This is a genomic window from Bradyrhizobium sp. CSA207 (assembly GCF_029051685.1).
Classification (GTDB): domain Bacteria; phylum Pseudomonadota; class Alphaproteobacteria; order Rhizobiales; family Xanthobacteraceae; genus Bradyrhizobium.
Map to the genome: position 1 here is coordinate 103,157 of NZ_JAACFT010000007.1, position 17,225 is coordinate 120,381.

General features: G+C 64.5%; 15 protein-coding genes. 10 read left to right on the plus strand and 5 right to left on the minus strand.

Annotated elements, in window-relative coordinates:
- Nucleotides 1-214: 214 nt before the first annotated feature.
- The 3 genes from GWG65_RS09780 to GWG65_RS09790 are packed head-to-tail and all read left to right on the plus strand — an operon-like array spanning nucleotide 215 to nucleotide 1,945.
- The gene (locus GWG65_RS09780; protein WP_275195293.1) at nucleotides 215-418 is read left to right on the plus strand and encodes a hypothetical protein; all 204 of its coding nucleotides are present in this window, start codon (nucleotides 215-217) and stop codon (nucleotides 416-418) included.
- 57 nt (nucleotides 419-475) lie between these two features.
- Nucleotides 476-1,462, plus strand: coding sequence for a hypothetical protein (locus GWG65_RS09785; RefSeq protein WP_275195294.1), 987 nt, complete (start codon nucleotides 476-478; stop codon nucleotides 1,460-1,462).
- A gap of 42 nt (nucleotides 1,463-1,504) precedes the next feature.
- The gene (locus GWG65_RS09790) at nucleotides 1,505-1,945 is read left to right on the plus strand and encodes a DUF1489 domain-containing protein (RefSeq protein WP_275195296.1); all 441 of its coding nucleotides are present in this window, start codon (nucleotides 1,505-1,507) and stop codon (nucleotides 1,943-1,945) included.
- Here GWG65_RS09790 and panC read toward each other — a convergent pair.
- Complete coding sequence (gene panC / locus GWG65_RS09795; RefSeq protein ID WP_275195297.1) at nucleotides 1,942-2,793, minus strand: pantoate--beta-alanine ligase; 852 nt, start codon at nucleotides 2,791-2,793, stop codon at nucleotides 1,942-1,944. The two genes, GWG65_RS09790 and panC, sit on opposite strands and share 4 nt — an antisense overlap.
- A 285-nt stretch (nucleotides 2,794-3,078) precedes the next feature.
- On the opposite strand from panC, the gene GWG65_RS09800 reads away from it, so the two are divergent.
- The 4 genes from GWG65_RS09800 to GWG65_RS09815 all read left to right on the plus strand — a co-directional run bounded on the left by GWG65_RS09800 (nucleotide 3,079) and on the right by GWG65_RS09815 (nucleotide 6,869).
- Nucleotides 3,079-4,002: a division plane positioning ATPase MipZ gene (locus GWG65_RS09800; protein ID WP_275195298.1), complete on the plus strand. Its 924-nt coding sequence runs from the start codon at nucleotides 3,079-3,081 to the stop codon at nucleotides 4,000-4,002.
- Nucleotides 4,003-4,346: 344 nt separating this feature from the next.
- Entirely contained in the window at nucleotides 4,347-5,207 is an 861-nt protein-coding gene (locus GWG65_RS09805; protein ID WP_275195299.1) for an alpha/beta fold hydrolase, read from the plus strand.
- 125 nt (nucleotides 5,208-5,332) lie between these two features.
- Nucleotides 5,333-6,082, plus strand: a complete 750-nt coding sequence (locus GWG65_RS09810; RefSeq protein ID WP_275195300.1) for a VWA domain-containing protein — start codon at nucleotides 5,333-5,335, stop codon at nucleotides 6,080-6,082.
- Between the two features lie 64 nt (nucleotides 6,083-6,146).
- A complete protein-coding gene (locus GWG65_RS09815; RefSeq protein WP_275195302.1) occupies nucleotides 6,147-6,869 on the plus strand; it encodes a DnaJ domain-containing protein in 723 nt (240 codons plus the stop codon).
- A 225-nt stretch (nucleotides 6,870-7,094) separates the two neighbouring features.
- On the opposite strand, the gene GWG65_RS09820 is transcribed toward GWG65_RS09815, so the two are convergent.
- Nucleotides 7,095-8,942 carry a serine hydrolase gene (locus GWG65_RS09820; protein WP_275195303.1) on the minus strand — a complete coding sequence of 616 codons (1,848 nt, stop codon included), beginning with the start codon at nucleotides 8,940-8,942 and terminating at the stop codon, nucleotides 7,095-7,097.
- A gap of 387 nt (nucleotides 8,943-9,329) precedes the next feature.
- On the opposite strand from GWG65_RS09820, the gene GWG65_RS09825 reads away from it, so the two are divergent.
- The 3 genes from GWG65_RS09825 (at nucleotide 9,330) to clpA (ending at nucleotide 13,347) form a co-directional block, all read left to right on the plus strand.
- The gene (locus GWG65_RS09825; protein ID WP_275195305.1) at nucleotides 9,330-9,668 is read left to right on the plus strand and encodes a phasin family protein; all 339 of its coding nucleotides are present in this window, start codon (nucleotides 9,330-9,332) and stop codon (nucleotides 9,666-9,668) included.
- Between the two features lie 665 nt (nucleotides 9,669-10,333).
- The gene (clpS, locus tag GWG65_RS09830; protein WP_187435651.1) at nucleotides 10,334-10,666 is read left to right on the plus strand and encodes an ATP-dependent Clp protease adapter ClpS; all 333 of its coding nucleotides are present in this window, start codon (nucleotides 10,334-10,336) and stop codon (nucleotides 10,664-10,666) included.
- A 275-nt stretch (nucleotides 10,667-10,941) separates the two neighbouring features.
- Complete coding sequence (gene clpA / locus GWG65_RS09835; protein ID WP_275195308.1) at nucleotides 10,942-13,347, plus strand: ATP-dependent Clp protease ATP-binding subunit ClpA; 2,406 nt, start codon at nucleotides 10,942-10,944, stop codon at nucleotides 13,345-13,347.
- Between the two features lie 169 nt (nucleotides 13,348-13,516).
- Here the strand turns inward: clpA and GWG65_RS09840 are convergent, their stop codons facing one another.
- From GWG65_RS09840 to GWG65_RS09850, 3 genes are all read right to left on the minus strand, one after another.
- Nucleotides 13,517-14,938 (minus strand): MFS transporter, encoded by a 1,422-nt coding sequence (locus tag GWG65_RS09840; protein ID WP_275195527.1) that lies wholly within the window; start codon nucleotides 14,936-14,938, stop codon nucleotides 13,517-13,519.
- A gap of 197 nt (nucleotides 14,939-15,135) precedes the next feature.
- Nucleotides 15,136-16,161, minus strand: coding sequence for an aldo/keto reductase (locus GWG65_RS09845; protein ID WP_275195309.1), 1,026 nt, complete (start codon nucleotides 16,159-16,161; stop codon nucleotides 15,136-15,138).
- 121 nt (nucleotides 16,162-16,282) lie between these two features.
- The gene (locus GWG65_RS09850; protein ID WP_275195310.1) at nucleotides 16,283-17,188 is read right to left on the minus strand and encodes a LysR substrate-binding domain-containing protein; all 906 of its coding nucleotides are present in this window, start codon (nucleotides 17,186-17,188) and stop codon (nucleotides 16,283-16,285) included.
- Nucleotides 17,189-17,225 lie beyond the last annotated feature (37 nt).

The window sequence follows — 17,225 nt, forward strand, 5'->3', positions numbered from 1 at the left end:
CGAGCCGAGTCGGCAGCCTGCCCGAGACCGCCTGACGGGCCGGTTCCGGCGGCCTCGGCGGCCGGGGGGCATCACTCTGATATAACTGCAAAATTGGCACGTTTGCCATGCTGGATACCGCTGGCCAAATCGGTGGGCTGCGTGCTATAGACTGCCCGGGTTTTCGGCCGGCCGTCGCAGTGGGACCCTGGGCACGGCAGGCGCTGTTTGAGTCATGGAGAGGGCGTTGAAGCATAAATTTCCGATCGGCACGCACGTATTGTTCACGGCCAGCAATGTCGCGCGTCCGGCTGCCACCGGCACGTATGAGGTCATCCGCCTGCTGCCGACCGATGGCGACGACTGTCAGTACCGCATCAAAAGCTCGACCGAAGCCTTCGAACGCGTCGCCAAGGAAAGCCAGCTCGCACTCTCCTGACGGATGCGGTGCTCGCTTTGACCATTCGCTCTTTGCTCGCGTGAGGGGACGTCGCGCATGAACTGGGCAGGGGCCACTTCGCTCGACCAAATCTGGCGCTCACCGGCCCTTCCGATGTGGATGACGCTGGCGGCCGCCGGCTTCTTCGGGCTGATTCTGTTGATCACGCTGCTACGCGCCGAAAGGTCGGTCGCCAATGGCGCGCTGACGGTGATCACGCTGCTCGCCATTGCCATCGCGGGGGCTGCCACCGTGCGGGTCTACGGACCGGTTGGGCAGGGAGCGCCGATTGACGCGCGCGCGCAAGCCACCGTGACCGCGAGCCTGCCGGCGCTGTCTTGCCTCGACGATCTCGCCGGTGACATGGTAGCCGCCGGCTGCGAGAAGGCGTTGTTCGGCTCGCCCGATGCGGCAGCTGCGGCCGTCTCCTACACCGCAGCGAGGATCGACCGGCTGACCGCGCTCGGCGATGCCGCGATCGCCGACATGAGCCTGACGCTGGACCTGAAGGTGCTGCGCAAGTCGCTGGAGCGCGATCGCTACGGTCTCGTCGCGCAGGTGCTGGTCGCGCGCGACGGATGCACGCGGTTCGATTGCGCCGCCTTCCGCTCGCTGACCGATCAGCAGCAGGTCGCGGCCAACATGGATGCCCATCTCTTCGATACGCTGGTCGCGCGCTACGCGCCGAGCTGGAACGCGCCCACCGCAGCGCCGGCGATGCCGGCCTCCGCAGCGCTTGCGGGGTTGCCGCCATCGATGCCGACCGGCAAGCCGACCAATGCGGAGTTCCCGAGCGCCTCGTCGACGCCGCCGGTGAGCATCATGAATCCGGAGCCGCCCACGGCGGCGACGCGTCAGGCCCCCATCGCCAACGCCGCGCCGGCTGCTCCGCGCGCGCCGGCTGCGGCCTCGGCACAGGCCGCCGCGCCGACGGCACCGGCCGCGAAGAAGCCGCCGGCTCCGAAGGCTGCACGCGCGCCGGCCGCACCGGTTCCGTTGGCGCCGCCGCCGGCCTCGGCTCCCGCGGCTGCGGATAACGAATAGTTCGGCTTTGAAAACCCCTGGCCGGCCCGCTAATGCTTGGGCATGCCACTACATCTGATCAAGCTTGCCGTCGGCTGCGACTCCGTCAAGGAATTGAAGGGGTGGATCGCCGAACGGATGCAGACGGCCAAGAAAAAAGGCCTGCCGCAACACCACATCCACGTCACCCGCATGGTGCCCAAGCGCGACGCCGAGATTCTCTCGGGCGGCTCGCTCTATTGGGTGATCAAGGGCGAGATCGCCGCGCGCGAAAAGATCATCGGCATCGAGCCGTTCCGCGACAAGGACGGTATCGGCCGCTGCCGGATCGTGATGCAGCCCAAGGTAATCTCGGTATCGCCGCGGCCGATGCGCCCGTTCCAGGGCTGGCGCTATCTCGCCGACGACGTGGTTCCGCCGGACCTCGGCAAGTCTGCCGCGGGCACGATCGCGGCAATGCCGGAGCCGATGCGGCGCGAGCTGCGCGACCTCGGACTGCTCTAAACCGCGATATTGTCGATCAGCCGCGTCGAGCCGAGCTTGGCTGCGACCAGGATCCGCAACGGTCCGTCCTTGAGCGAGGTGACCGGCGCAAGTGTCTGGGCGTGACGCACGTCGAAATAGTCGAGCGCAAAACCGGCAGCCTTGATCATATCGGTGCCGCGCGCCATCGCGGAGGCGATTGCCTCGCCGGCGCGGATCCGCCCGGCGCTGTCCTTCATGGCACGGTAGAGCGTGGTCGCGGTCTGCCGCTCTTCCGGCGACAGATGGACGTTGCGCGAGGACATCGCGAGGCCGTCGCGCTCGCGCACCGTGCGGGAGCCGATCACCTTGACGCCGAGGTCGAGATCCCCGGCCATCTGCGTCACCACGCGCAATTGCTGGAAGTCCTTCTCGCCGAAAATCGCGATATCCGGCCGGCACTGTGTAAACAGCTTGCCGACGACGGTGGCGACGCCGCCGAAGAAGTGTGGGCGAAAGCGGTCCTCGAGGCCCGCCAGCGCCGGCCCCTCCGGCACGATGCGGGTGGCAAAGCCCTCCGGATACATCGCCTCGACGCCGGGGTGCCAGACGATGTCGACATCCTCGGCCGCGAGCTTGGCGATGTCGGCCTTCCAGGTTCGCGGATAGGCGCCGAAATCCTCGGTCGGCGCGAACTGGGTCGGGTTCACGAAGATCGAGACCACGACCCGGCTGGCGCGCCGCTTGGCCAGGCGCACAAGCGACACATGTCCGTCATGGAGCGCCCCCATGGTCGGCACCAGCGCGATCATGGACTTTCGCTTGCGAAGATTGTCGACCGCGCGTCGCAAGCTTGGGACCGTGCGGGCGATCAAGGGGCTTGGTGGCATCAGGACTCAACGGGGTTGGGAGCGGAGGCGGGCGCGTGCCGGCGCCCGAGCGGCTAACCTTAACAAGCGGCGGTCGTGGACGCCATGCGTCCGGATGCGGCACAGCATCCCGCGCAAGTCCGCGCAGGATGTGCGTGACATTGTGGACTGGATCACAGACGACAGAAGGCGCGGCGATTCATGATGAAGAACGGCGCGATGCGATTTGCCTTGCCTGTCACGCATTTCACTTGACCGCAGACGCAGCCAACTTGAAGATATTCCGCAGGGGTGTTGAGGATCGCTATGCTTGTGCAGGCTAGCCAAGGCCAATCCGGCTCGGCGCATGTTGTCGTGCTTGGCAACGAGAAAGGCGGATCCGGCAAGTCGACCACCGCCCTGCACATCGCTGTTGCGCTTCTGAAGGCCGGCCAGCGCGTCGCCAGCATCGACCTCGACTGCCGTCAGCAGAGCTTCACCCACTACATCGCCAACCGTTCCGCCTGGGCGCGCCGCACTAGGCTCGACCTCGAGCTGCCGGTGCATCGCTGCATCAAGCTCGGCGAGACCATGCAGATCGCCGAGAACGAGAATTCCGAGTTCCAGCAATTCATGGAGGCGGTTTCGGCGGTCGAGAGCAGTTTCGACTTTATCGTCATCGATACGCCCGGCACCGACAGCTACCTGATGCGGCTCGCCCATTCGATGGCCGATACTCTGGTCACGCCGATCAACGACAGCTTTCTCGATTTCGACGTGCTCGGCACCGTCGACCCCGCCAACTATGCGGTGACGGGCGAAAGCCACTACGCCGAGATGGTGCGCGACGTCAGGCGCAAGCGCCGCCAGCTCGACGGTTCGACCACCGACTGGATCGTGGTGCGCAACCGCCTGTCCATGCTTGGCTCCCGCAACAAGCAGCTCGTGGCCGACAGCCTGAAGGATTTGTCGCTGCGGCTGGGCTTCCGCTACGTCGACGGCTTCGCCGAGCGCGTCGTCTACCGCGAATTCTTCCCGCGCGGCCTGACCGCCCTCGACGAGATCGACGAAGCCACGCTCGGCATGCGGCCCAATCTCGGCCATCTCACTGCGCGGGAAGAGGTGACGAGTTTGCTCCGCCAGCTCAAGCTTCCGCTCGACGAGCGCGGCCGCCGCCGTGCGGCCAATCGGGCCGAGTGGTTCACTCAGGTCGACAAGCCGCTCGAGGTCCACGACATCCTCGGCGCCTGACCCGCGGTATCTTGCTACTTCCGGTCGCTCGGTATTGTCGGTTCCGGCGGGAACTGAGTCGGCGCAAGTTCGTTTTCATTCCGCATTTGCTGCGAAATTGAACCCCATCGACACGGGTTGCGTCAGATAGTGACTTGCAGCCTGACGTAGTCGTAAGAGGAGGGATGCTTAAGAAGTGTGTGCGTCGCACAATGAAAGGGCTGCCAGTTCACAATATTTAGCCTTCCTGTCACGCGGCTGTGACATATATTAGGGAATAGGCGCGAGGGGGCCAAAGAGCTCCCCGAACAAACACGGTTTCGGCAGGGATTTCAGGTGACACAAGCCTGAGGCTGAGGACGAAAATGAAGCGTGGAATTGCCGTTCTGGTTTCGGTCACTGCCCTCTTTGGCATCGCCTACTTCACGGCGAGCAAGTGGGCCATCAGGCACGAGACCATCACCTTCTACGATGCCTCGCGCGACAACCGTCCGGTGCCTGTCGATATCGCGATCCGTCGCGACAAGGAAATGCAGGCCAATGCCGGCATGATCACGATGCCGGTCGCCGTGATCAATCACGGCAACACCGTCAAGAACACCGAGTACGGTTTCCTCGCCAACATCTTCGCGGCGCGCGGCTATCTCGTCGTCAGCCCGCAGCACGATCTGCCGACCGATCCTCCGATGGTGACCAAGCCCGGCGAGCTCTATGTCGGCCGGCTGCCGCAAATCCTGCGCGGCGTGGCCAACATCCACCTCGCGATGCAGGAGATGAAGAAGGTTCAGCCCAACGCCGATTACGCCAGGGTGACGATGGTCGGCCACTCCATGGGCGGCGACATCACGATGTACTTCGCCAAGCAGTATCCGGATGAGGTCAAGAAGGTCGTCACGCTCGACAATTTGCGTGTGCCCTTCGTCACCGCGGGCAAGTTCAAGATCCTGTCGTTCCGCTCCAAGGATCCGCAGTTCAAAACCGACCCGGGCGTGATCCCGACGGACGAGGAGTGCGAGCAGGCCGGGATCCAGGTCGTGAAGACCGAATACCAGCATAACGACATGCGCGACACCGGTCCGGATGACGCGAAGAACTCGATCCAGGGCATGCTGGACAAGTTCCTGAGCGCGACTGATAGCGAGGTGCGACCGGTCGACACCAGTTCGTCCCCGCCCAAGATCCTCGAGCCTGGTCCGGTCGCCTTGATGGCGCCTGCCAAGAGCTGACGTTCGCTCCTCGGCAGCAATTGGATTTTCAAAGCCTCCGCCGGCGCCCGCCTGCGGAGGCTTTGCACATTGACCGGGCAGTGCGCGCTAACCACATTAGCCGTTCACGCCAGGTGTGAGCTGGAATGTCGGGCGAACCTATCAAACCGCGCGGCGGCGATGCCGTCTCGACGCAAGCAGGCGGCGCGCTGCCGCGGGCCAAGACGTCGACCTCGGAGGATATTGCTGCCTTCGTCACCAAGGCGCGTGCGCTCTCGCCGCACGCACCCGGCGCGAAGGGGCGCCTGATCTTCGCGCTGGACGCGACGATGAGCCGGCAACCGACCTGGGATATGGCCTGCGCACTCCAGGCGGACATGTTCCGCGAAGCCGCGGCCATCGGCACCCTCGACATTCGGCTGGTCTATTATCGCGGGCTCAACGAGTGCCGCGCCACGGGCTGGATTTCCGACAGCGCCAAACTTGCGACGCTGATGAGCAAGATCGACTGCCGCGGCGGCGACACCCAGATCGGCAAGGTGCTGAGCGAGACACGGCGCGAGGCGGTTGCAGCTGGTGTGCGTGCGGTGGTCTTTGTTGGCGATGCCATGGAGGAGAAAGTTGACGAGCTCTGCGCCAAGGCCGGTGAGCTTGGCATGCTCAAAGTGCCCGTGTTCATGTTTCAGGAGGGCCATGACAACGTCGCCGAGCAGGCCTTTCGCGAGATCGCGCGCCTGACCGGCGGTGCCTGGTGCCGGTTCGATCCTGGCGCAGCGGCGCAGTTGCGTGACCTTTTGCGCGCCGCTGCGGCCTATGCGGCGGGTGGTCGCGAGGCACTGCTGAAATTGTCGAAGACGACGGATGGTGCGGCGAAGCTGATCGGCCAGATGAAGTGAGACAGATTTGCCTGGCACGCGGTGCCCGCATGCATTTTGTGTGCGAGGCGACTATATACGGGCCATGACTCTGATCGCCGGCGTTGTCGCCGTTATCACGCTCTATCTGCTGCTCCAGATGTTCCGCTCCGCCAATCCGGCGGTGCTGGCGCGCACCATCAAGTTCGGTGGGGGCCTGGTGGCGCTGGCGGTCGCGGCGTTCACGGGCTTGCGGGGCGAACTGGCGGTTGCGATCCCTCTCGGGATCTTCGGCGCCGGCCTGCTCGGCTGGGCGCCGCTGGCAAATTCGGGCTTCGGCAATATCGGCGGGCTGTTCGGCGGCGCGGCGCGCTCGTCCGGGCAGGCGTCGCGCGTGCGCTCGCAATTCCTCGACATGCGGCTCGACCACGATTCTGGTCAGCTTGCGGGCCAGATCGTCGCCGGGCCTCATGCCGGGCGCAATCTCGACGAGTTCGATCTCGCTGGCCTGCTGGCGATGGTCCCGGCCTTCGACGCCGAGAGCGTGGCCTTACTTGAAAGCTATCTGGACCGCCGGTTTCCCGCTTGGCGTCAGAACGCGCAGGGCGACGCGGCAGGGCGGCAGCGCCGCACGGTGGCGAGCGGCAAAATGACGGCGGAGGAAGCCTATCAGATCCTTGGCTTGCAGCCTGGGGCGGGGCGAGACGACATCAGCCGGGCCCACAAGTCCCTGATGAAGAAACTGCATCCCGACCAGGGGGGCTCGACGTACCTCGCTGCCCGTGTAAACGAGGCTAAGGATACTCTGCTTCGTACGCATAACGGCTAACTCCGGCACCACGCTACAAACGCCCGTACCGCGTGAGCTCCGCTTGCTCTGTTTGCCGTCGCCCCGATGCCCGCCATTGTCGGCGTGGTCGATCCCTAGAGCAAAGTCTTAACCGTAAAGTCTTGACGAGAGGTTGTCGTGGAACAGCCTTCGCACGATCTCATCCCCAAAACGAAAATGCCCGCGCCGAAAGGCGCGGGCATTTTGACGGAACGATGATGACGATCAGTTGCGGACGGTCATGCAGGAGATGTCGGCGCGCTTCAGGGCGCGGCAGACGGCTTCGGCCTGATCCCGCTCGAGCCCGGCGAAGCGGGCGCGGTAGAGCTTGCGATTGTCCTTGGCGAGGACCGGCTCGGTGAACGGATCGGCCTTGCTGAGTAGGCCGCGGGCCGAACTGCGCGCAGCGTCGATGCGCTGCTGGGCTTCGCTCTCGCTCTCGAGGGCGCCGACCTGGACGATCCAGCCGCTGTGGGTGAGCACCGGCCGAGCCGTGGTGCCCATCTGGACCGGCTGGGGCGCCGGATCGGCGGAGGCGAGCTTCGGAGCAGCCGGCGCGGGAGCGGCGGCGGTTGCGGCCGGCAGCACGCCGAGAATACCATTGCCCGTGCCGAAGCCCGCGGGCTGCCGCGGCAGCTCGGTACGGGCGATTTCGGCCTTCGGCGTCTCGGGCTGGCTCGCGATCTCGGGCTTGCTAGCGAGATCGGCCCGGGCGACGACGGCGCCGGAGGTCTCGGCAATTTCGGTTCGCGCCGGAATGGTGCTGGTGATCGGCGGCGCCGCTTGCGTCGGGGCGGCGGAAGCGAACTTCACGGCGCCCGCCTTGACCTGAACCGTCTTGACGCGGACCGGCTTCATCGGCTCGGACGACCCCGGAATGATGGAGAGTGGCTGGCTGGCGATGACGCCGTTGGTGAGCGGAGCGGGCTCGACCTTGGCCTCGGCGGACCTGGTGTCGGCCCTGGCGTCAGCCCTGGGCTGCGCCGGCGGCATCGCGGCGGTCGCCGCCGCAAGCGCCGACAGGCGCGAGGGACGCGGCGGGGCCGGTTCGGGAGCAGGAGCCGCCGCAGCCTGGACCTGCGGCACCGGGCGGGCCGGAGCATCCGAAGCATCGGCGACATCTGTGTTGGCGTCCGAGCCGTTGCGCTCGGCGATTGCAGCGACGGTGCGGCTCGACGCGCCCTTTTCGAGATTCTCCGCGAGCAAATTGCGCATGATGGCGTCGCGCGAACCGCCGCTGCGGCCGCCCAGCACCACGCCGACCAGATGCCGGTTGCCGCGGCGCATCGACGTCACGAGGTTGAAGCCGGAGGCACGGGTGTAGCCGGTCTTGATACCGTCGACGCCTTCGACGCTGCCAAGCAGGCGATTGTGGTTACGGATCGACTGCCCACGGAAATTGAACGAGGCGGTCGAGAAGTAGCGGTAATAACGCGGGAAGCGCTCCTGGATGGCGCGACCGAGCGTGGCCTGGTCGCGCGCCGTCGTCACCTGCTCGTCGTTCGGCAGACCCGATGCATTGCGATACACGGTCTTGGACATGCCGAGCGCGCGCGCCTTGCGCGTCATCATCTGGGCGAAATCGTCCTCCTCGCCGCCGATCGCTTCCGCGATCACCACGGCCGCGTCGTTGGCGGAACGGGTGACCAGACCCTTGATCGCGTCCTCGACGCGAATGGTCTGGCCCGGGCGCAAATTGAGCTTGGTCGGATCCTGTGCGGCGGCGTGCTGAGACACCGGCATTTCGGTGTCGAGCTTCATCTTGCCGGACTCGAGGCGCTCGAACAGCAGATAGAGCGTCATGATCTTGGTGAGCGAGGCGGGATGGCGCAGCCCGTCAGGACTCGTCGCCTGAAGCACCGCGCCGGAATTGCCGTCGACGATGATAGATGCGAATTGCGGGCTGTAGCTCTCGGAAACATCGCGCTGCACCCGGTGGTGCGCGTAGTGGCGATGCCGATGGCGCCGGGCCTCGGCCGCATCGGTCGTGAAGATGACCACGGCGGTGACCGCAAGAAGCCCGAAAACGCCAACCCGCGCCAAGCGCGAGGAAGCCAAGTTTTTACGAAGCATGGAACCCCGTCCCCGTTTCTGACTTGATCACCGGCTCGTGAGGCGAAATTGTGCCCTGCGGACCCGGGATCATTACCTGCTCAGGCTGTCCCTCCGCCGTTGCTGGCCGCGGGGGACGTTGGGCCTGAGCCGCTATTCTGGCTAAGGCAATGTTCTCAAACGGCTTTTGACCGCCTGCGTAGGTGAACACATCCAGGGAATCAGGGTAGGGGGCTGCGGTTTCCAAAAGCTTAAGGAACTCTTGCGGAAAATCCCGGGAATCTCCGTAACTTGCGTACTCCTTTTGTGCGTCGCACAAAATTGTTGACTTTTTTGTGCGTTGCACTAATTATGGGCAGCGTCAGGGAGCCGGGGCTTCCCGACAAAGTCAGGGAAAAGGATTCCAAGATGTTCAAGGTTGAAGACTTTCAGAACTACGGGAAAGAGCACTTCGAGCAGTACGTCACCTCCGCGACCACTGTGCAGCACGGCCTCCAGGCGATCGCCAGTGCCTATGGCGACTACACCAAGAAGTCGTTCGAAGACACCAAGTCCTTCGTCGAGAAGCTTTCTGGCGTGAAGTCGCTGGACAAGGCTCTGGAAGCGCAAACCGATTTCGCCCGTTCCGCTTACGAGACCTTCGTCGCGGAATCGCAGAAGATCGCCGGCCTCTATAACGACCTCGCCAAGCAGGCCTTCAAGCCGGTCGAGACCATCGTGTCGAAGTTCACCCCGGCCGCCCAGTAATCCTCCGGACTCCTGGAATCAAAAAGCCCGGCTGAATCAGCCGGGCTTTTTTTTGCTTGCGTGCGTGGGATTCGTCAGCGCGCCACGCGCAGCTTGTCGGTATTGCCAGCGCAATATTGCAGCACTGGAAGTCGCGTCGTCGCGGCAGGTATTCACCTGGGCTGTGAGCCGTTGCTGCTGTACCAGCGGTTCTGCGGAATGACACCGCCCAAGATTGCGCCACGCCATCGAACGGCCGGCAGTTCGCCCCGTAAAAACCGGAGCTGCGCCGCGCGAAACCGTCGCAGCCGCGTGAGCGCCGGGTTCCTGGTCAAACATGTTCTAAGCGGCCGGGCTGGAAGTTTTTGTCAAATCGATCCGGATTGATTAACCTTGCCGAGGATCGCCCGGACCGGGAATCGGGATTGCCGTGGGCGCGTCGGTCGAGCCCTTGCCTTGCGGCGAGCCGGGGGCAGGCCCATATTCCCGAAAACCGATCCGGCTTGGACCGGAACGGTTGGAAGCGGCGGTCCAACAAGGCGGCGCGCCTGCGCGAAGCTCCGAAGGGCGGAGCTGCGCAGTGGTCCGTCTCATACGCTTCCGTGGGGAATTTGAACGCCTGAGCCATGCCGCAACTGTCTTCAAGCCTTGACCTGCCTGCGGCCTCCGCCGCCTACGCTCCCCGGATGAGCAATGACGAGAACCGTTCCGGCGGTCCCTCCGCTCCGAACACGTCCGTCATCACCAAAGTCAAGCCGAAGACCAAGCGGCCAAACCTGTATCGCGTGCTGATCCTGAACGACGACTACACACCTATGGAATTCGTCGTTCACGTGCTGGAGAAGTTCTTTCAGAAGGACATCGAGGCTGCGACCAAGATCATGCTGCACGTCCACCACCACGGCATCGGAGAGTGCGGCGTGTTCACCTACGAGATCGCCGAGACCAAGGTGACGCAGGTGATGGATTTTGCCCGCAAGCACCAGCATCCGCTGCAATGCGTGATGGAAAAGAAGTAAACCTCGTCACGGCGCCTCCGGTTGTTGTGTAGGCCGCAGCGATTGTCGCGTGACGTCTGCGCGATCTGCGCGGCCGGGAAACCTGCGTAAATCTGCGTCGGCGCCGATCCTGCCCAAATCGGAACGGGTTTTGCATCGAGAATGCCGCAGGTGTGTCGCCGCCGAGTCGCGGAACCGGTCTTTCGCCGCGATTTTGTATAACTATATGTGACAAAGGTTGTTGTTGCCTGACCGGGCGATGGCGATCATGATGGTGGGGGCCATAGAGGACGCGAATGCCGACTTTTTCCCAAAGCCTTGAACAATCCCTGCATCGTGCGCTGGCGATCGCAAACGAGCGTCATCACCAATACGCGACGCTCGAGCATCTCTTGCTCTCTTTGATCGACGACTCCGATGCAGCTGCCGTCATGCGCGCCTGCAGCGTCGATCTCGACAAGCTCCGCACGAGCCTGGTCAATTATCTCGAAACTGAATTCGAGAATCTGGTGACGGATGGCGCCGACGATGCCAAGCCGACCGCCGGTTTCCAGCGCGTGATCCAGCGCGCGGTAATCCACGTACAATCCTCCGGTCGCGAAGAGGTGACCGGCGCTAACGTGTTGATTGCGATCTTCGCCGAACGCGAGAGCCATGCCGCGTATTTCCTGCAGGAGCAGGACATGACACGCTACGACGCGGTCAACTACATCAGCCACGGCATCGCCAAGCGGCCGGGCGTCTCCGAGGCGCGCCCTGTGCGCGGCGTCGACGAAGAGACCGAGGCCAAGGGCAGCGAAGACGCCAAAAAGAAGGGCGAGGCGCTCGAGACCTATTGCGTCAACCTCAACAAGAAGGCGCGTGACGGCAAGATCGATCCGGTGATCGGACGCAATTCCGAGATCAACCGCGCGATCCAGGTGCTGTGCCGCCGGCAGAAGAACAATCCGCTGTTCGTGGGCGAGGCCGGTGTCGGCAAGACCGCGATCGCGGAGGGGCTCGCCAAGCGCATCGTCGACAGCGAGGTGCCGGAAGTTCTGGCGGCGGCCACGGTATTCTCGCTCGACATGGGCACGCTGCTCGCGGGCACGCGCTATCGCGGTGACTTCGAGGAGCGCCTGAAGCAGGTGCTGAAGGAGCTCGAGGCGCATCCCAACGCCATCCTGTTCATCGACGAGATTCACACCGTGATCGGTGCGGGCGCGACCTCGGGCGGGGCGATGGATGCCTCGAATCTGCTCAAGCCCGCGCTCGCCTCGGGCACGATCCGCTGCATGGGCTCGACAACCTACAAGGAATACCGCCAGCACTTCGAGAAGGACCGTGCGCTGGTGCGGCGCTTCCAGAAGATCGACATCAACGAGCCGACCGTCGAGGACGCGATCGCGATCCTCAAGGGCCTCAAGCCGTATTTCGAGGACTACCACCGGCTGAAGTACACCAATGAGGCGATCGAGGCCGCGGTGCAGCTCTCCTCGCGCTACATTCACGACCGCAAGTTGCCGGACAAGGCGATCGACGTGATCGACGAGTCCGGTGCGGCGCAGATGCTGGTCGCCGAGAACAAGCGCAAGAAGACCATCGGCATCAAGGAGATCGAGACCACGATCGCCTCGATGGCGCGGATTCCACCGAAGAGCGTGTCGAAGGACGATGCCGAGGTGTTGAAGCATCTCGAACAGACCCTGAAACGCACGGTGTTCGGCCAGGACAAGGCAATCGAGTCACTTGCGGCATCGATCAAGCTGGCGCGTGCCGGCTTACGCGAGCCGGAGAAGCCGATCGGCTGCTACCTGTTCTCGGGTCCCACCGGCGTCGGTAAGACGGAAGTGGCGAAGCAGCTTGCGGCGAGCCTCGGCGTCGAGTTGTTGCGCTTCGACATGTCCGAGTACATGGAGCGGCACACCGTGTCGCGCCTGATCGGCGCCCCTCCCGGCTATGTCGGCTTCGACCAGGGCGGTCTGCTCACCGACGGCGTCGACCAGCATCCGCATTGCGTGGTGCTGCTCGACGAGATCGAGAAGGCGCATCCCGATCTCTACAACGTGCTGCTCCAGATCATGGATCACGGCCGGCTCACCGACCATAACGGCAAGCAGGTCAATTTCCGCAACGTGATCCTGATCATGACCACGAATGCGGGCGCGGCGGATCTCGCCAAGCAGGCGTTCGGCTTCACGCGGTCCAAGCGCGAAGGCGACGACCACGAGGCGATCAACCGGCAGTTCGCGCCGGAATTCCGCAATCGTCTCGATGCCGTCGTCTCGTTCGGTCATCTCAGCGTCGAGGTGATCGGTACGGTGGTGGAGAAGTTCGTGCTCCAGCTCGAGGCCCAGCTCGGCGACCGCGACGTCACCATCGAGCTGTCCGAGCCCGCCAAGGCGTGGCTGGTCCAGCACGGCTATGATGAGCAGATGGGCGCGCGGCCGATGGCCCGCGTGATCCAGGAGCACATCAAGAAGCCGCTCGCAGACGAGGTGCTGTTCGGCAAGCTCAAGGGTGGCGGCCACGTCCGCGTCGTCCTGGTCAAGGACGAGGCCGACGAGACCAAGGACAAGATCGGCTTCGAGTTCGTCGAGGGGCCGGTGACGCCGAAGCAGGAGAAACTGCCCGCCCGGAAGCGTCCGCCGGGCAAGTCGAAGCCGGGCGGCCCCGGCGGCTCGAAGGGGCCGACGTCAAAGGGTCCGCTGGTCAAGGTCTAATCGCATCGTCGCACGAATCGAAATGGCCGGCTGAGAAGCCGGCCTTTTCATTTTGGGACCGCCCGGGCTCTTACTGCTTCGGGCGCGCCGGCAGCCGTGGCTGGTTCGGAGCGGCAGGGTGCGCGCCAACCGTGGATCGATTGGGAACCTTGGCAGCACGCGCCGCTAATCAATCTCCGCGCAGACGCTGATCGTCCTGCACGCGGACGTGCTCGGCGCCGCGGGCGCCCGCAGGCGATAGCCGCAACACGCTCAGCATGGCGCCGCACAAGGCGAATCCGACGCCGGCGAGCAGGGCGATCCGGGTTCCCTCGATCGGATAGCGGCCCAGGAATAGCGCCACCAGCGCCGCGCCCGTGGTCTGGCCGAGCAGCCGCGCCGTGCCCAGCATGCCGCTGGCGCCGCCGGCGCGCTGGCGCGGGGCGGCCGCGATCATGGTGCGATTGTTTGGCGTCTGGAACAGACCGAAGCCGGCGCCGGCTAGCGCCATGCGCCAGACCACGTCGAGCGGCGTGGGGTCCGCAGGCAGCAAGGCGAGCGCGCCCAGGCCGCAGGCAAACAGCGTGAGCCCGATGCCGCCGAGCAGGCCGGCTGGATAGTGCTCGACCAGTCGGCCGGCAAGGGGGGCTGCAAAGGCCACCGTGATCGGCCATGGCGTGATCAGCAGACCCATATGCACGGCGGAATAGCCGAAACGGCTCTGGAGGTAGAAGGGGATCGCGACGAAGGCCAGCATCTGTCCGCAGAACGAGGCGATCGAGGTCGCAATCGACAGCGCGAAGACGGGGATGCGCAAGAGATCGACCGGCAACAGCGGCGATGCGATGTGGGTTTCCCGCCAGATCAGCAGCGCGCCGGCGACGACGGCGATTGCGAATTGAACGAGGCAGGTCACGAGCGCCCCGCCATGGCCGACGCTGTCGATCGCGGCGATGCCGACGCCGAAGGTGATCGCGGAGAGCGCGGCGCTCTGCCAGTCGAAGGAACGGCCCGCAGGCTTGGTGTGGGGCAGGCTGCGCAGGCCCAGCACCAGCGTGACGGCGCCGAGTGGCACGTTGATGGCGAACAGCCAGGGCCAGCTTCCCACCGCGAGGATGCCCGCGGCAAGCGTCGGTCCGATCGCGGCCGAGAACGCGACGACGAGCGCGTTGAGCCCGATGCCGCGGCCGAGCTGGCTGCGCGGATAGGTGAAGCGCACCAGCGCCGCGTTGACGCTCATGATGCCGGCTGCGCCGAACCCCTGCACGATGCGCGCGATCGTGAGCATCGGCAGCGTGTGCGCCACCGCGCAGAATGCGGATGCGAGCGTAAAGAGGACGAGCCCGGTCAGATACACGCGGCGATAACCGACGATCTCGCCGAGTGAAGCCAGCGGCAGCAGCGAGATGGTGATCGCGAGCTGATAGCCGTTGACGATCCAGATCGAGAAGGCCGGGCTCGCATCGAGGTCGGCCGCAATCGTGGGCAGTGCCACGTTGGCGATGGCACTGTCGACCACAGCCATGATGATGCCGAGCGCAATGGTCAGGACCGCCTGGTTGCGCTGAGGCTGCGGCAGGCCGTCGGCATGCTCGATCGGGGCGGTCGACATCATGGAGGCGAGCTTGATTCGAGCCGTGATTCATCTCCGGGTTAGGCAATTGCAGGATGGATCGCAACCCGGCAGGACACGGACGGTTCCCGTCCCGGAAGCAGGCCTTCCGGTGCGGCAAGCATGGGTCAGGGTGGCTTTCGCAAGCTCCAAATTGATGCAGCGCAAGGGGCAGGCTCGCCGAACTGATGAGATCCCTACACCGGCGGCGGATTGCGGTCGCTGAAGGTCGTGCGCTGATGCCAGTAGGGATAGGGCAGCGTCACCTTGCTTGCGGCGTCGAGCTTTTCGATTTGCTCTCTGGTCAACGACCAGCCGACCGCGCCGAGATTCTCTCGCAACTGCGTCTCGTTGCGCGCGCCGATGATCAGCGTCGAGACCGTCGGACGCTGCAGCAACCAGTTCAACGCAATCTGCGAGACGCTCTTCCCATTTTCCTTGGCTATCTCATCGATCGCATCGACGACACGATAGACGTGCTCATCGGGCACCGGCGGGCCGAAATCGGCGGTCTTGGGCAGGCGGCTGACCTCGGGCTTGGGTTGGCCGCGGCGGATCTTTCCGGTCAGGCGTCCCCATCCGAGCGGCGACCACACCACCGCGCCGAGCCCCTGGTCGAGGCCAAGCGGCATCAGCTCCCATTCGTAGTCGCGCCCGATCAACGAATAGTAGGTCTGATTGGCAACATAGCGCGGAAAGCCGTGCTTGTCGGCGACGGCGAGCGACTTCATCAGGTGCCAGCCCGAAAAATTCGAAACACCGACGTAGCGGATCTTGCCGGCGCGCACGAGCACGTCGAGGGTCGCAAGCACCTCTTCGGGCGGGGTGAATGCGTCGAAACCGTGGAGCTGGAACAGGTCGATGTAATCGGTCCCGAGGCGGCTCAGTGAAGCGTCGATGGCTGCGAGCAGATGTTGCCGCGACGAGCCGATGTCGTTCGGACCCTCGCCGAAGCGAAAGGTTGCCTTGGTCGAGACCAGAACCTTGTCGCGGCGGCCCTTGATGGCCTCGCCGAGAACGCGCTCGGATTCGCCGAGCGAATAGACGTCGGCGGTGTCGAACATCGATACGCCGGCTTCGAGGCAGATATCCAGAAGGCGCCGCGCTTCGCTCGCGTTAGTCGTACCCCATGCAGCGAGGCGGCCGACGCCGCCGAAGGTGCCCGTTCCAAGGCTCAAAGCGGGCACCATGAGGCCTGACCGGCCCAAGCGTCGGTATTCCATTGATATGCTCCTCGGTTGGCCGCTGGTTGATCGGTGCGACCTTGGTGCGGAAGCTAGCGCAAGCAAGAGCTGCGCACCATTGCGCGCACATGGCGGCTCTGCTTTGCGAGGTTCGTATTTGCTAGGCCACGCTCGTCGTCTGCAAGTTCGCGGCCGAGATCTTCGCGCGCAGCCAGGCTTCGAATGCGCCGACATGGCTGCGACCTTTGGTTTCCGAAGAGCGCACGAGATAATAGGAGACCGTCTCGACCTCGAATTCAGGCTGGCGGAACGGCGCGACAAGCGTCCCCTTATCCAACTCCTCGGCGGCGAGGATCTCGCTCTCCAGGACGACGCCGAGACCTTCGACAGCCGCGTCGATCGCCATGGTGGATCGGTCGAACCACAATTCGTGGCGCGCCTTGATGTTCGTGCCGATGACTTTGCGCAGATAGTCGGTCCAGGTCAGTGCGTTCGAGGAATGGATCAGGGTTGCGCGGGCGAGATCGCCGGGCTCGCGCAGCCCGAGCTGCTCGATCAACCGCGGGCTACAGAGCGGACGCAAACGCTCGGCCAGCAGCGGCTCGATCTGCCTGTTGTTCACGACCGGCGGACGACCATAGGCAATGGCGAGATCGAAGCGGATGGTTTCGAGATCGCGTAAGTCGGCGATGGTCGACAGCCTGATCCCGATCCCCGGATGCTGGCCGATGAAATTGCCGATCCGAGGCTGGAGCCATTTGCCGGCAAAACTCGGTCCGCTTGCGATGAACAGATGATCGCGCTGCGATTGCGGCGCCACCAGCCGCGTCGCGCCCATGATCGTACCGAACGCGCGCTCGATCTCGCCGGCATAGAGGCGGCCGGCATTGGTGAGCATCGCGCGGCCGGCATGCCGCGAGAACACGCGCACGCCGAGGAAGTCTTCGAGTTTCTGGATGTGATGGCTGATCGCCGAGGGCGTGACCCCAAGCTCCTCGGCAGCTCGGCTGAAGCTGCCATGTCGGGAGGCTGCTTCGAACGCCGACAGCGCCCTGAGCGGCGGCATTCGCGGCCGCTCCGTTGAATCCACTTCATCGGCTGCT

Excerpts from the sequence above, each read along its gene's own strand:
- GWG65_RS09800 (WP_275195298.1), top strand. The coding sequence starts at position 3,079 with ATGCTTGTGCAGGCTAGCCAAGGCCAATCCGGCTCGGCGCATGTTGTC.
- clpS (WP_187435651.1), top strand. The coding sequence starts at position 10,334 with ATGAGCAATGACGAGAACCGTTCCGGCGGTCCCTCCGCTCCGAACACG.
- GWG65_RS09840 (WP_275195527.1), bottom strand. The coding sequence starts at position 14,938 with ATGTCGACCGCCCCGATCGAGCATGCCGACGGCCTGCCGCAGCCTCAG.
- panC (WP_275195297.1), bottom strand. The coding sequence starts at position 2,793 with ATGCCACCAAGCCCCTTGATCGCCCGCACGGTCCCAAGCTTGCGACGC.
- GWG65_RS09850 (WP_275195310.1), bottom strand. The coding sequence starts at position 17,188 with ATGCCGCCGCTCAGGGCGCTGTCGGCGTTCGAAGCAGCCTCCCGACAT.
- GWG65_RS09845 (WP_275195309.1), bottom strand. The coding sequence starts at position 16,161 with ATGGAATACCGACGCTTGGGCCGGTCAGGCCTCATGGTGCCCGCTTTG.
- clpA (WP_275195308.1), top strand. The coding sequence starts at position 10,942 with ATGCCGACTTTTTCCCAAAGCCTTGAACAATCCCTGCATCGTGCGCTG.
- GWG65_RS09815 (WP_275195302.1), top strand. The coding sequence starts at position 6,147 with ATGACTCTGATCGCCGGCGTTGTCGCCGTTATCACGCTCTATCTGCTG.
- GWG65_RS09790 (WP_275195296.1), top strand. The coding sequence starts at position 1,505 with ATGCCACTACATCTGATCAAGCTTGCCGTCGGCTGCGACTCCGTCAAG.
- GWG65_RS09810 (WP_275195300.1), top strand. The coding sequence starts at position 5,333 with ATGTCGGGCGAACCTATCAAACCGCGCGGCGGCGATGCCGTCTCGACG.
- GWG65_RS09825 (WP_275195305.1), top strand. The coding sequence starts at position 9,330 with ATGTTCAAGGTTGAAGACTTTCAGAACTACGGGAAAGAGCACTTCGAG.
- GWG65_RS09805 (WP_275195299.1), top strand. The coding sequence starts at position 4,347 with ATGAAGCGTGGAATTGCCGTTCTGGTTTCGGTCACTGCCCTCTTTGGC.
- GWG65_RS09820 (WP_275195303.1), bottom strand. The coding sequence starts at position 8,942 with ATGCTTCGTAAAAACTTGGCTTCCTCGCGCTTGGCGCGGGTTGGCGTT.
- GWG65_RS09780 (WP_275195293.1), top strand. The coding sequence starts at position 215 with ATGGAGAGGGCGTTGAAGCATAAATTTCCGATCGGCACGCACGTATTG.
- GWG65_RS09785 (WP_275195294.1), top strand. The coding sequence starts at position 476 with ATGAACTGGGCAGGGGCCACTTCGCTCGACCAAATCTGGCGCTCACCG.